Origin of the sequence: Phyllobacterium calauticae, from assembly GCF_019991125.1 — a bacterium.
Classification (GTDB): Bacteria; Pseudomonadota; Alphaproteobacteria; order Rhizobiales; family Rhizobiaceae; genus Phyllobacterium; species Phyllobacterium calauticae.
This window is the reverse complement of the sequence record NZ_JAGENB010000002.1, coordinates 943,495-957,680: the sequence shown is the minus strand read 5'-3', so window position 1 is coordinate 957,680 and position 14,186 is coordinate 943,495. Positions and strand designations below refer to the sequence as shown.

The window sequence follows — 14,186 nt, the reverse complement described above, 5'->3', positions numbered from 1 at the left end:
TTCGGCCCCGAATGATGTTAAACGGCCACGTCTTGTTCGGCACGTTCTTCATGCCGGACGCTTCCCTACGTAAAGTTTCAGGAAAAACTCATGTCTGCCTTCAAATCCGACTTTCTGCACACGCTTTCCACGCGCGGCTTCATCCATCAGGTCTCCGACGAGGCCGGTCTGGATGCGCTTTTCGCCAAGGAGACAGTGACAGCCTATGTCGGCTATGATGCGACGGCGACGAGCCTGCACATCGGCAATCTCATTTCCGCGACCATGCTGTACTGGCTGCAGGAAACCGGCCACCGGCCGATTGCGCTGATGGGCGGCGGCACCTCGATGGTGGGCGACCCCTCTTTCCGCGACGAACAGCGCAAGCTGCTGACACCCGAGGCGATCAACACGAACATCGAAGGCATCAAGCGGATTTTCGCCCGCATCCTGCGCTTTGGTGATAGCCCGACCGATGCTTTCCTCGTCAACAATGCCGATTGGCTGATGGGACTGGGCTATGTCGAGTTCCTGCGCGAGGTCGGCCGTCACTTCTCCGTCAACCGCATGCTGTCATTCGACAGCGTCAAGCTGCGGCTGGACCGGGAGCAGTCCCTCTCCTTCCTCGAATTCAACTACATGATCATGCAGGGTTACGATTTCGTCGAGCTCAACCGCCGCCATGGCTGCGTGCTGCAGATGGGCGGTTCGGACCAGTGGGGCAACATCATCAACGGCGTCGATCTCGGTCACCGCATGGGAACGCCGCAGCTCTACGCCCTGACCACACCGCTTTTGACCACCAGTTCGGGTGCCAAGATGGGCAAATCGGCCACCGGCGCGGTCTGGCTCAACGAAGATGTCTTCAGCCCCTATGATTTCTGGCAGTACTGGCGCAACACGGAAGATGCCGATGTCGGCCGCTTCCTGAAAATCTTCACGCGCCTGCCGCTCGATGAAATTGCCCGGCTGGAAGCACTTGGCGGTTCGGAAATCAACGAGGCGAAGAAAGTCCTCGCGACCGAAGCCACCGCTATCGTTCATGGCCGTGAAGCCGCCACCATGGCCGCAGAAACCGCCCGCACGACCTTCGAGGAAGGCGCGCTGGCTGCCAACCTGCCATCCATCGACATCGCCACGGGCGAGCTCGAGGGCGGCATCGGCATCCTGACGCTGCTGGTCAAAGCCGGCCTTGCCGGTTCGAATGGCGAGGCCCGCCGTCACATTCAGGGCGGTGCGGTCCGGGTGAACGACGCCAGCGTTTCCGATGAAAAGGCGCAGGTTTCGACCGCTGACGTGACAGGCGACGGCATCGTCAAGCTGTCGCTGGGCAAGAAGAAGCACATTCTCGTTCGTCCGATCTAAGCCATTCGGCTTCAGCGTTGTGCGTGGTTCGACAAGCTCACCATGAGGGAGGTGGTTTGGTGCAAGATCACCACAAACGTTGCAGAACTTAGCTCCCTGCAGCCGACTCCATCCCTCATGGTGAGCTTGTCGAACCACGCACAATGATTCTACTACCAGAGCTTCTCACTGAAACTCGAAAATCGACCGGAAAATGCCCGGTGCGATCACCGAAATCGGATTGACGATGATCTGCGGTTGCTTGATCGGCCCCTGCAACTTGTAGGTGATGCCGATCAGGCCGCGATCCCGTCCATTGCCAAGCAGAAGGCCGAGGACGGGCAATTCGCCAAAGATGCGGTTGATGCCATAGGCAGGCATGAAGGTGCCCGTCAGCGCCATGTTGCCCTGGGGATCGCTGAGCACGCCCTGGAAGGTGGTGCCGATGGTCGAACCGCGGACCACGCCATTGGCAAGATTGATGTAGTTCTTGCCCTTTTCGATTTGCGAAAAGCCGCGCTCGAAGGTCACCACCGACACATCGATGTTCTTTTTCACCGCATCGTTGAGGCTCGTGCCATTCGGCGAGGACGACACGAGACTGGCCAGCCTGGGCTCGTTGACGAGGGTGAAGTCGCGCGCATCGATCTGCCCGCGCAGGGGGCCATCCCCCTTCGAATCCAGTGCGACAAGAATGCTGCCGCCCTGCATCTTGTCATAAAAGCCGGTGAAACGAAGCACGGCACCCGCATCCTTCGACTGCAGGCTGACGGAACGGGCACCGCTTTCCGAACTGTCCGTTGCGATCACCTTCTGGCCGGATTTGGTCACGGCGTTGAAGGCAAGGCCCGAGACATGCGAACCGACGCCCTCATAGGACAGCGAGACATTGCCGAAACTTTCGGAATAGAAGCCCTGGACATCGTCGATATCGGCATTGACCAGAATCCGCTTCTTGTCATTGCTGTCGCCTGCCTGCTTCTTGTCGGTCACCTGGTTCAGCAGCGACCGCGCATCGAAGGATTTCCCCTTCACGTCGGCCCGGTAGCCATAGCCGGTGCGCGATATTTTGACGGCGATGTCATCCGTCCGGTTGAGACTGACCTGGCTGAAATCCGCGGATACCAGATCGCCCTTGACCACGGAGATGTCCCCGCGCAGCCGGAACGTCTCTCCGGCGACATCGAGATTGCGCACGCTGATATTGTCCGCATCCTGCTGCAGGCTGAACTTGGCGGTGGCCTTCACCCCTGCGCCCTTGGTCCAGCCGAGTTGCGCCAGCTTGACCTCGGCCTTGGACAAATCCGCGACAGCGACCTGCGAGCCGTCCGCCGACTTGTCGATATTGATGCTGATCGGGCCGGATATGAACGGATCGAGACTTGGGAACAGCGTGTTGCGCGTCTTGTCGTCCAGCTGCAGGGAAACCGACTGTTTGCGCTTGGCCGGATTGCTGCCGAGCGGCTCGAACATGGTGATATCGGCCGGCACGCCATTCAGCTGCGCTTTGACATCGATATTCGCCTCGGTGTCGTTGACGTTCAGCGTCCCGTTGGCATTGGTTATGGTCTGGCCATCGACCTTTTTGGCAAGGTTCACGCCGTTCAGGGCGATCTCCGCCGACCATTGCAGGCTTCCCTCCGGCGCATGGCGGGTGACCGGAAATGTCACGAGGACATGGGTTTTCACATCGCCGCTGATATCAGCCGGTGCAAAGGGCACGCCTTTCACCGCATTGATCGGTTTGAAACCGGCGATTTCGGCGATGGCCGAAGCGTCGCCGGCAATATTCAGATCAAGCTCCGACAGCACCGGACGCTGCGGGCCCCACGGGATGATCAGCGTGCCGTCCACAATATGCGCTTCCCGGTTGCCGGGCGTAAACGCCGAGCCCTTCAGCAGCTTGATCGTGGTATAGGCGCCGCGCACGCTGATCGCGCCATCCGCATCGCGAATGGGCGGCAGATCGCCGACAATATCGAAACGCGTGTTCTGCACGTTGAAATCGACCTGCACTTCGTCCGCCGTCAGCGGTGGCGGCTTGCCCGGACCGTCGAAACGGCCGGCGGCAAACATCACGTCCACCCGGCTGTCCCTGACATCGCCGCCGAACAGATTGTCGAGCACCCAGCGGCGCGCGCCGGTCGCCACCCAGATCGGCCAGAGCTGCTTCACCTGTGCGGTGGGCATTTTCGGTATGCGCAGCGCCAATGTCATTGCTGGCGAACCCTTGCCGAACACCACACTGCCCTGCCCGTAAAGTTCGCTTTCGCCATCGGCGCGCACGGCAATCTCGGAAATGTCCAGCTTGGCCTCCCCAGGCGCAAACCGGCCGGCAATGCGGGCATTGAAGGCGAGCGGCGGCTCGCTCGAATCGGCCGGAGCGGAAACGGCTTCCTGCGTGATCAGTTCAAAACGATAGCCGGGATTGGCAACGGCAGCGACAGCCGTCGCATCCTCCGGCAGCGGTTCGGGTCCGACCGCCCCCTCGACAACCCCTTTGAAACCGCCGAAATGGATGGCTGACGGCGTAATCTCGACCTTTTCAGTACCGAAAACATGCTCGAAATTGATCTGGGCACCGGCACCCATATCCTCCACATTGCCGATGCTCACCGGTCCTTCGCTCACATTGAGCGAACCGGAGATCCGCATGGGTGTGGCGGCCACGGCTGCAACCCCGTCCAGCCTGATTTCAGCTTCATTGTTATAGGCGAGATAGGACGTATCCGGCTTTATGCCATCGGCATCGGGAACAGGTGCTTCACCCTGTTTGCCGATCAGCGGAATCTTGCTGATCGCCAACGAGAATGAATCGATCCTGGCGCCAAGGGCCGCGCGCTTGACCTGTGCCGAGACGTCGATGACCTTTCCCCGCCATTCCACCGTCCCCTTGATGGCAACGGGGCCGCCGGTTTCCGTCAGTTCCAGATGGATGATACGCAGGTTTTCCGGCCGGCCCGCAACGGTGAAATCAAAGCGTGTATCGGCAACCGTGATGTCACGGGTTTCCCGCTGATCCAGCAGCGAAACGGCATTTTGCAATCCGGTGAAAATGAGTTGGGACACACCGTCGAGGTTGACGAGTCCGCGATCATCCTGCGGCACGATCGACATGAAATCGAACGGCTCCTGGCTGGCACCAACTGTGATCTGCGCGCCGGTGAGTTCAAGGCTCTGCACTTTGACGTCGCCCTGCAGCAACGGCAGGGTGGCCAGACCAATGCGCACGGAACGGATATTCTTGATCTCCACCCCGCGCTTGACGTCCGAAATATTGACGTTGCGCGCCTCGAGCGCGACGTGCTTACGCTGGTCGAGGGAAATTTGCGCCGACTGGATCGTCGCGTCTGTGTCGGGACCGACAACGGATTTGAGCGCGGTCTGCGCGCGCTGGGTCAGGGCCTCGCCGCCGATACCCACCCGCAGGACGACAAAAGCTATTCCGGCCAGAACCACAAGGAGAATCAGGAATGACGCAAGTGCCCCGCAGGCGAAGCGAAACCGCGAGCGGCGCGCGGGCATGGCCACGGGCACCTCGCCTTGCTCGACCGCAGAGGGGTAATGATGAAATTTTAGAAAGTCCCGCTTTGTAAAACGGACTCTTTTCGGTTTCTCTGTCAAATTCCCAAGCCAATTGAGGAATCATGTGGGAAACCGTAGACGATTCCCGTGCCTCTCTTATAGTTGCCTAACTGAGGCGCGCATTCAATGATGAAAGAAAGGCTTTCCTATGACAACGCTCGATATCGGCAGTTCTGCCCCGGATTTCACCCTTCCCCGCGACGGCGGTGGAACGCTTTCCCTGGCTGAATTGCGCGGGAAACCTGTCGTTCTCTATTTCTATCCCAAGGATGATACGAGCGGCTGCACCCAGGAAGCCATCGAGTTTTCCGGGCTGAAGCCGGAATTCGACAAACTGGGAGCCAATGTCATCGGCATGTCGCCCGATCCGACCAAGAAGCACGACAAGTTCAAGACGAAGTACGATCTCAAGGTGGATCTGGTCGCCGATGAGCAGAAGACCATTCTGGAAGCCTATGGCGTGTGGGCCGAAAAAAGCATGTATGGCCGCAAATATATGGGCGTTGAACGCACCACCTTCCTGATCGATTCGAACGGCAGGATCGCAAAAATATGGAACAAGGTGAAGGTTCCCAATCACGCGGCCGAAGTTCTCGAAGCAACCAGGGCTCTCTAGATCGAGCTCAACCGCTTTCTACCTGAAATTGATGGAAAATCGGCGCTCCGTCAGGATTTGTTAACCATAACGGGGTGTAATGCCTTCTATAAATTGAAGCTGCAAAATGACGAGCGAAGCGGCCATGAAGAAGGCAAAACACTCCCCCATCTTCAGCAACCAGCAGGAACCCCACACGATCATCATCGCGCGGGGCGAAACGATCCGTCATTTCACCCTGCGCCCCTGGGCCGCCATCCTTGGCGGCACACTGGCCTTTGCGCTGGCCGGCACCTACCTCATTGCCACCTCCTATCTGGTTTTCCGCGATGACCTGATCAATGGCAGCGTCGCGCGTCAGGCGCGGCTGCAGCAGGCCTATGAAGACCGCATCGCCAGCCTGCGCACCCAGCTCGACCAGGTCACCAGCCGCCAGCTGCTCGACCAGCAGGCGATGGAAGGCAAGGTCGCCGAACTCATCCAGCGACAGAAATCCCTTACGGAACGCCACGCCAAGCTTGCGCCCATGCTGCAGCGGGCAGAACATGCCGGCGCTGCCATTCCGCCCGAGGCGGACAGCAATGCGCCGATGGACAGCAACGGCCAGGATATCGTCAAATCGAACGATGATGACGCTTTCTATGGCATCGATCCGATCATCACCGGTCCGACCAGCGTGACCCGCAAACCGGCACCGCGCGATGACAGGCCGCGCAAGAGCGTCGACAAGGCCGAACTGCTGCTGAAATCGGTCAATACCTCGCTGACGGATATCGAGACCAAACAGATCGCCCAGATGCAGGCGCTGTCCAATACGGCCTACGAGAATGCCGACAAGATCATGGAAGCGCTTGCCGCAACCGGGGTGAAACCCGTTCTGGATGAAAAGTCGGATACGGGCGGCCCGTTCATTCCCGCCGGCAGCATTGCCCCGTTTGACGCCAAGCTGAACGATCTTGATCAGGCGCTCGAACGGCTGGAAGGCGCCAAGGCTCTTGCCAAATCCATCCCGATTTCCAATCCGGTCCCCGGCATGCCGGTTTCCAGTACGTTCGGCGTGCGCAAGGACCCGATCATCGGCTCGATGGCGTTCCACTCCGGCATCGACTTTCGCGCCATGAGCGGCTCGTCGGTGCGCGCGACAGCCAACGGCACGGTCACCGAAGCGGGCTACAATGGCGGCTATGGCAATATGGTGGAGGTCGACCACGGCAACGGCCTCTCCACGCGCTACGGCCACATGAGCCAGATTCTCGTCACCCCCGGCCAAAAAATCAAGATCGGCGACGTCGTCGGCAAGGTCGGCAGCACCGGGCGCTCGACCGGCCCGCATCTCCACTACGAGGTGCGCCGGAACGGCAGCGCGATCAATCCCGCCAGCTTCCTGACGATAGGTCGCGAAGTCGCGGCCGAACTTTAAACACCAGTCTTTTGAGCTTTCACAATTGACAGGGAAAGGTATCGAACATATCGTGAACATATATGTTCGCGATGAGGGAAATGATGCTTCGATCACTGGCCGCGCAATTTGAAAGAGCATCCGCAGGCTATGCGGAGCTGCATGGCATCAAGAGAGACCGCGACTGGTTCGTCCTGAAGATGCACGAGGAAATCGGCGAACTGACCCAGGTCTGGAACAAGCTTCACGGACGTGCGCGACACAAGGGCCGATCAGAAGCAGAACTCCGGCAGGACCTTGCCGATGAAGCCGCTGATCTGTTCGGCCATATCATCCTCTTTACCGATCAGAACGGGCTCGACCTGCACGCCGCAATCAAACGAAAATGGCAGTTTTATCCTTGGGACAAAGCAGACGGCAGGGATTGAGCCAAGCCGCCCGGATGTTTGCCGCCGAGCTTCTTCCACAGTGTCTCCCGCGTGCTCATGTCCAGAAACGTGGCATGGCGCAAAAGGATCGCAGCCAACCCATCACCGATCCGGTCTTCCGGCATGCGGGTAAAACCAGCTTTGCGAAACCACGGCCCATTCCAGCGGGGTGATTTGAACGTGGTGAGCGCGATTGCGGAAAGGTTCAGTTCCGTTGCCCGGCTTTGAACCGACGCCAGAAGCCTTGCTCCGACGCCTCTGCCGGACGCTGCAGGCTCGACCATGATGTTGGCAATGTACATCATTCCATCGAGTGGCTGCATCAACACATAGCCGCACGCTTTTCCATTGATTTCGGCAACCACGGTCTCGCCGCTCAGAAAGCGCTCCGGCGCTATCGGCGATGCCTGTACAACCGCGGCAAAACCATCCAGTTCTGCATAGCGTGAACGAGCAGACCTTTCGATGGCCCGTAGCGTTTCCACTTCATCAGGGCGAAAGGCGCGCAGATATACGTTGTCAAAAGTGATCACGAAGGCTGTCCCGGCTTGTTCACCCGGTTCCTACCAAAGGTCCGTGACAGTTTCATCGTTGCTATCCGGTAGCTATGAGCAACCCAACTGTCGCCACGTCTTGGATTCACGCCCAGAAAGTACAAAACCCGCAGATAGCGGGTTTTGTACTGCAAAGTTTGCCCTACAACTTACCTTGCTTCTTCAGAACATCATTGGCGTCAAATGCACCACGTGCACCTGCTTCTTTTGCTCGAAACATAACGACGGTAACCCCAACATTTGCCGTTGGCGCATAGACTGGTGTTGCAAATCCCTGTCTCGTGTAGGTGCCATAGGCGGTGTTGCCGTACAGATTTGCGTTGGCGGTACCCGAACCCCACGTCTGTATTCCGGCTAGTCTTTCACCTTGTGACGTTGAAGCTTGTTCCAAGCGGAAATGGGTGTACCCCCGTCTTAAGGTCGCTTCAGCGGCCTTCTTCATGGTTATGGCGGGAGCACTGCCTACAAACAGCAGTCCGCTTGCCTGCGTGTCAAGCCGCACCATATTCTGTGCCAATGGCATTTCACTCGTTGTCGCACATGCGGTGACAAACAACGACATAAGACCGACAGCAATCCGTTTCATATTTCCCCCAAGTATTACAGTCCACCCCGGACGCGGCGAAGCTATATAGGAAGATACTCAACAGCAATATCCAAATTATTGTAATTAAAACCCAAATCGAAATTATACAAATATTTTCAAAACCAGAAAAAAGATTTCGAAACAAATAACCTGAACAAAATATCGGGAAAAATTGGTTGGCCAATATAAAATCCCCGGCAGGACATCTCCTGCCGGGGATTTTTGTTCAGACAATACGCCTGGACTAGGCGATATCCTGCACTTCCACATCGCTGCCGTGCACGCGGTGCGCCAGGGCTGCTTCCATGAACATGTCGACGTCGCCGTCGAGCACATCCTGAGGGCTGGTGCTTTCGACACCGGTGCGCAAATCCTTGACCAGCTGATAGGGCTGCAGGACGTAGGAGCGGATCTGGTGCCCCCAGCCGATATCCGTCTTGGAGGCGGAAATGGCATCGGCCGCCTGCTCGCGCTTTTCCAGTTCCGCTTCGTAGAGCCGCGCGCGCAGCATCGACCATGCCGTCGCACGGTTCTTGTGCTGCGAGCGTTCCGCCTGGCACTGCACGACGATACCGGTTGCGATATGCGTGATGCGCACCGCCGAGTCGGTGGTGTTGACGTGCTGGCCGCCGGCACCCGACGCGCGATAGGTATCGATGCGCACATCCGATTCCGTCACCGCGATCTCGATATTGTCATCGACGACGGGATAGACCCAGATGCTGGAGAAGGATGTATGCCGCCGCGCATTGGAATCATACGGCGAGATGCGCACCAGCCGGTGCACGCCCGATTCGGTCTTCATCAGACCATAGGCATTGTGGCCCTTGATCAGGATGGTGGCCGACTTGATGCCCGCCTCTTCGCCGTCATGGATTTCGAGCAGCTCGACCTTCATGCCCTTGCGGTCGGCCCAGCGCGTGTACATGCGCAGCAGCATCGATGCCCAATCCTGGCTTTCCGTGCCGCCTGCCCCCGAATGCACTTCGACATAGGTGTCATTGGCGTCGGCTTCGCCCGACAGCAGCGTATCGATCTGGCGCCGGTCCACTTCCACCTTGATGGCGCGAATGGCTTCTTCCGCCTCGGTGACGATGGACTTATCGCCCTCTTCGTCGCCCATGGCGATCAGCTCGATATTGTCTTCGAGCGACTGGCTGAGCGTGCGAATGGAGTTGATACCGTCTTCCAGCTGCTGGCGCTCGCGCATGAGCTTCTGGGCTTCCTGCGCGTTATTCCACAGCGCTGGATCTTCGGCAAGCTGGTTCAGATAGCCAAGGCGTTTGATTGACGTATCCCAGTCAAAGATGCCTCCTCAGCAGGCTTATGGCCTGCTTGATCTCGTCGACCAGCGTCTCGATTTCAGCGCGCATTGGCTGTCCGTTCCTTCTGCTTTTGCATTGTTTTCGAATTGCGGCGGACCATATTCACTGGTCCGCGCGATGTAAAGTCTTCAGACTTTACGAAAGTTCGCAGGCTCGATCGGTCAGAAAAGTCCGCCGCCGCCGCCCTGAATGACCCTGTTGACGTTCGGAGACTGCACCTCCATGGGCGCGCCCTCGGAGAAGGAATTCGCGCCAATGACGGAATAGCTGTCCGCGGGGCCCGTGCCCGGCTTGAAGGCTTCCATGATCACGTTCGGCTGGCCTTCGGTGGCGCGCATGCCGGTCTTGCGGTCAATCGCCACAACGGTCATGCCTTCCGGCACGCGGAAGTCAACCGAACGCTGGCCCTTCATGGCAGCATCCATGAAGTCCTTGAAGACCGGGGTCGCAAGGCCGCCGCCGGTGCCGCCATGGCCCATGGGCGTCGGCGTGTCGTAGCCGAGATAGAGGCCGACAACGAGGTCCGGCGTGAAGCCGATGAACCAGGCGTCCTTCTCGTCGTTCGTCGTACCGGTCTTGCCGGCGATCGGACGGTTGAGGCTCTTCAGGATGGTTGCCGTACCGCGTTGGATGACGCCTTCCATCATCGACGTGATCTGGTAGGCGGTCATCGGGTCGAGCACCTGATCGCGGTCGTCGACCAGCTCCGGCTCCGGCTGGTTCTTCCAGTCCTCGGCAGAGCAGTTGTCGCATTTGCGTTCATCGTGCTTGAAGATGGTCTTGCCGTAACGGTCCTGCACGCGGTCGATGATCGATGGCGTGATCTTGCGTCCGCCATTGGCGATGATCGAATAGCCCGTCACCATGCGCATCACCGTGGTTTCGCCCGACCCGAGCGCCATGGCCAGAACCGGCAGCATCTTGTCATAGATGCCGAACCGTTCGGCATATTCGGCAACGAGCTTCATGCCCATGTCCTGCGCCAGACGCACCGTCATCAGGTTGCGCGACTGCTCGATGCCGTAGCGCAGGGTGGACGGGCCGGCAAACTTGCCGCCATAGTTCTTCGGTGCCCAAATGCCGAGACTGCCGCCCTGGTCGATCGAGATCGGGCCATCCAGCACCACCGATGCCGGGGTGTAGCCATTGTCCAGCGCGGCCGAATAGACGAACGGTTTGAAGGAGGAACCCGGCTGGCGCATGGCCTGCGTGGCGCGGTTGAATTCCGATTCGGCGAAGGAGAAGCCGCCGACCATCGCGAGCACGCGGCCGGTATGCGGGTCCATGGCAACCATCGCGCCTTCGATTCCCGGCACCTGGTGCAGATCGAAGGCCGTATCGCTGCCTTCCTTCTTCTGCACGAACACCACGTCACCAGGCTTGAACACGCCCTCCAGTGATTTCGCCGATGTGCGCCTGCCATCCTTGTAGAGATTCATGGCCCATTTGATATCGGCGGCGGCAATCGTGCCCTTCTTGCGCGCGGCAACCAGGCTGTTGGCATCGTTGCGCTCGGGCTGCAGGCCGATGACGGCCTGTGTTGGCGTCACCTCGAGAATGACCGCGAGCTGCCAGTCCGGAACATCGGAAAACGCCTTGATCTCGGCCAGAGGAATACCCCAGTCGCCGATGGTGGAAATCGTCTTGTACGGGCCGCGGTAGCCCTTGGCTTCGTCATACTTGAACAATCCGTGCTGCAGGGCGGCGCGGGCCTGCACCTGCATCTTGGGGTCAAGTGTGGTGCGCACGGACAACCCGCCCTCATAGAGCGCGTTTTCACCGTACTTGCCGATGATCTGGCGACGGACTTCTTCCGTGAAATATTCAGACGCGAACAGGTAGTTGCCGGTATGGCGCGGCGTAACACCGAGTGGTTCGGCCTTGGCCGTCTTGGCTTCGTCCGTCGTGATGTAGCCGTTCTCGGCCATGCGGTCGATCACCCAGTTGCGGCGTTCGAGCGCCCGCTCCGTCTGGCGGAACGGATGATAGTTGGACGGCCCCTTGGGCAGCGCAGCCAGATAGGCCGCCTCGGCGATGGTAAGCTCATTGACCGACTTGTTGTAATAGGTCAGCGCCGCACCGGCGATACCGTAGGAATTGAGCCCGAAGAAAATTTCGTTGAGGTAAAGTTCGAGAATGCGGTCCTTCGAATAGGCCTGCTCGATGCGGAAGGACAGGATGGCTTCCTTCACCTTGCGACCCATCGTCTGGTCGGACGACAGGAGGAAGTTCTTCGCCACCTGCTGGGTAATGGTGGACGCACCAACCGGGCGGCGCGAACCCCAATTCTGCACGTTGACGATAACGGCGCGGGCAAGGCCGCTGATGTCAATGCCCGGATGCTGATAGAAGTTCTTGTCTTCCGCCGACACGAATGCGGCCTTCACCCGGTCCGGAATGGCCTGGATCGGCAGATAGAGGCGGCGCTGCCTGGCGAATTCAGCCATCAGCGCTCCATCGGACGCGTGAATGCGCGTCATGACAGGCGGCTCGTACTTGGCCAGAACTTCATAATCGGGCAGGTCTTTGGATACTTTGACCACGTAGAGCGCTGCACCGCCCGCGGCCAGCAGCGCGACGACGGTACCGATTCCGAAAAAATATCCGATCAAGCGTATCATTTGTATCCGGAACCCGTTTCATCCATTTGGCATGTCGATAATCGATGCACGATCTTGGTCAATGCAAATCGCACTCCGGGAAGCAGTTTCCCGGTACTCCAACCGGATTACACAACGCCCGGCAAATTCAGTGACGCAATTGAGCGACAAATGTGACAAAGGCAAGGACAACCCGGTTCTGCGCACAATTTAAATACCAATTGTGGAGTTTCGGCAACGCACAGACAAGTATATTAGGCTCCGCGAACTGTCTGATGGTCAATCGTTGCATAAACGCTGTCGGAAACTGTCAATTCGATGCGCCTGCTGTCTTTTTTCCTGAAAATTCGCCAACGGCTGCAGCAAGCCGTTCCGCCACATGGGTCCGCCATGCCGGGTCGAGCATCAGTTTTGCGTCTTCGTCATTGGACAAATAGCCGATTTCAACCAGCACGGACGGCACATCGGGCGCCCGCAACACCTGGAACCCGGCGAAACGGTGCGGATTGTTGATCATGTTCACATCGCCCTTGAGGGCCCGCACCACGCCCTTGGCGAAACTGAGCGAGAATGTATGCGTCTCGCGCCGGGTCAGATCCATGAGAATATCGGCAATTTCCGGCGTCTCATTGTCAAAGGCAACGCCGGCAACCGCATCGGCCTTGTTTTCGCGGTCGGCCATGGCGCGCGATGCGGCATCGGACGCCTTGTCGGAAACCGTATAGACCGTCGCGCCGCGAATGTTGCGCTGGTTGATCGTATCGGCGTGCACCGAGATAAACAGATCAGCCTCATATTGCCGGGCAATGCGCACGCGTTCCGGCAGGCGCAGGAATTCGTCGCTGTCACGCGTCATCTCGATCCGCAGGCCGGGAATCTTGCTCAACTGATCGCGCAGCTCGCGTGCGAACATCAGGGTGACGTCTTTTTCCATGATGCCGCCGGTGCTTTCCGCGCCGCTGTCTATACCGCCATGCCCCGCATCCACGACGACGGTGAACGGTTTCGGCGCCTTGCTGACTTCCAGCGGCACCGTACTGGCAACACGGTCGCCCTTGGGGCCAACCTGCGTTGATGCGGTGGGTGCATTCTGGTTTTTGATGGCATCGGCAAACTGCCGGTCCGACGAGGCGACAAGATCGGCCACAAGGCGATAGCCGGGACTGTTGTCATTCTTGAGCACGTCGACGCGTTCGACACTGAACGGGCCCTTCATGGTAAAGATCAGCCGCGAACGGGCATCGCTGATCATCCCGTAGCGCACATTGTCGATCAGTCCGCGCGGCTCCAGTGATTTCTTGTCAAAGGCAAAGACGGCTTTCGGCAAATCGATCACCAGACGATGCGGCTCGCCCAGCAGCAGCGTCGACACCTCCGGCTCATGGTCGAAATTGATCACGACGCGGGTGCGCAGTTCGTCGCCAGCCGCCTGATAGGTCAACGCCGCCAGTTCATCGGCCGCAACCGCGCCCTGGCCGGATTGCGCGACAGCAACCGAGACCAGAAAGACTGTTACCAAAAACCGGCAGATCACATTCATGTCATTGCAGATGGACGCCGGCGCGTGCCGGGCAATCATCCCCTCTGGTGCTATTTCGTATCAGACGGAGCCACATTATATGTGAATGATAGGTAACTCGTCGTGGTTAATTTAATCTTATTAACCGCCTATCCCCGTTATCCCGCTGTTATCGTGACCGCCACTTCTGTGCCATAGCGATGACACGATTATGAAGAAGGCCTTGTCATAACGCGACACACCTCCTAAAAGCAAAGGTGGGTTACTTTCCG

At 58.6% G+C, this 14,186-nt stretch carries 10 protein-coding genes; 4 read left to right on the top strand and 6 right to left on the bottom strand.

Going from position 1 to position 14,186, the window contains the following annotated elements; translation table 11 throughout:
• Positions 1–90: 90 nt before the first annotated feature.
• A complete protein-coding gene (gene tyrS, locus J1W56_RS10545) occupies positions 91–1,344 on the top strand; it encodes a tyrosine--tRNA ligase (RefSeq protein WP_223613220.1) in 1,254 nt (417 codons plus the stop codon).
• Between the two features lie 165 nt (positions 1,345–1,509).
• Here tyrS and J1W56_RS10540 read toward each other — a convergent pair whose 3' ends face one another.
• Positions 1,510–4,848 carry a YhdP family protein gene (locus tag J1W56_RS10540; protein ID WP_223613219.1) on the bottom strand — a complete coding sequence of 1,113 codons (3,339 nt, stop codon included), beginning with the start codon at positions 4,846–4,848 and terminating at the stop codon, positions 1,510–1,512.
• A 208-nt stretch (positions 4,849–5,056) separates the two neighbouring features.
• Between J1W56_RS10540 and bcp the strand changes: the two genes are divergently transcribed.
• The 3 genes from bcp to J1W56_RS10525 all read left to right on the top strand — a co-directional run bounded on the left by bcp (position 5,057) and on the right by J1W56_RS10525 (position 7,330).
• Positions 5,057–5,524 carry a thioredoxin-dependent thiol peroxidase gene (gene bcp / locus J1W56_RS10535; RefSeq protein WP_223613218.1) on the top strand — a complete coding sequence of 156 codons (468 nt, stop codon included), beginning with the start codon at positions 5,057–5,059 and terminating at the stop codon, positions 5,522–5,524.
• A gap of 106 nt (positions 5,525–5,630) precedes the next feature.
• Positions 5,631–6,923 (top strand): M23 family metallopeptidase, encoded by a 1,293-nt coding sequence (locus J1W56_RS10530; RefSeq protein ID WP_223613217.1) that lies wholly within the window; start codon positions 5,631–5,633, stop codon positions 6,921–6,923.
• A gap of 83 nt (positions 6,924–7,006) precedes the next feature.
• Positions 7,007–7,330: a nucleoside triphosphate pyrophosphohydrolase family protein gene (locus tag J1W56_RS10525; RefSeq protein WP_223613216.1), complete on the top strand. Its 324-nt coding sequence runs from the start codon at positions 7,007–7,009 to the stop codon at positions 7,328–7,330.
• Here J1W56_RS10525 and J1W56_RS10520 read toward each other — a convergent pair.
• The 5 genes from J1W56_RS10520 to J1W56_RS10500 form a co-directional block, all read right to left on the bottom strand.
• Positions 7,297–7,863: a GNAT family N-acetyltransferase gene (locus tag J1W56_RS10520; RefSeq protein ID WP_223613215.1), complete on the bottom strand. Its 567-nt coding sequence runs from the start codon at positions 7,861–7,863 to the stop codon at positions 7,297–7,299. The genes J1W56_RS10525 and J1W56_RS10520 overlap by 34 nt on opposite strands.
• 163 nt (positions 7,864–8,026) lie before the next feature.
• On the bottom strand, positions 8,027–8,470 hold the full coding sequence (locus J1W56_RS10515) for a hypothetical protein (RefSeq protein ID WP_223613214.1): 444 nt from the start codon (positions 8,468–8,470) through the stop codon (positions 8,027–8,029).
• Positions 8,471–8,714: 244 nt separating this feature from the next.
• Positions 8,715–9,843 (bottom strand): peptide chain release factor 2 gene (prfB, locus tag J1W56_RS10510; protein ID WP_223613213.1). Its coding sequence is split into 2 segments (ribosomal slippage): positions 8,715–9,773 and positions 9,775–9,843, totalling 1,128 coding nucleotides; the frame shifts between segments, so codons are not numbered across the junction.
• A gap of 113 nt (positions 9,844–9,956) precedes the next feature.
• A complete protein-coding gene (locus J1W56_RS10505; RefSeq protein WP_223613212.1) occupies positions 9,957–12,416 on the bottom strand; it encodes a penicillin-binding protein 1A in 2,460 nt (819 codons plus the stop codon).
• Between the two features lie 289 nt (positions 12,417–12,705).
• Positions 12,706–13,974 (bottom strand): N-acetylmuramoyl-L-alanine amidase, encoded by a 1,269-nt coding sequence (locus tag J1W56_RS10500; protein WP_223613211.1) that lies wholly within the window; start codon positions 13,972–13,974, stop codon positions 12,706–12,708.
• Between the last annotated feature and the right edge of the window lie 212 nt (positions 13,975–14,186).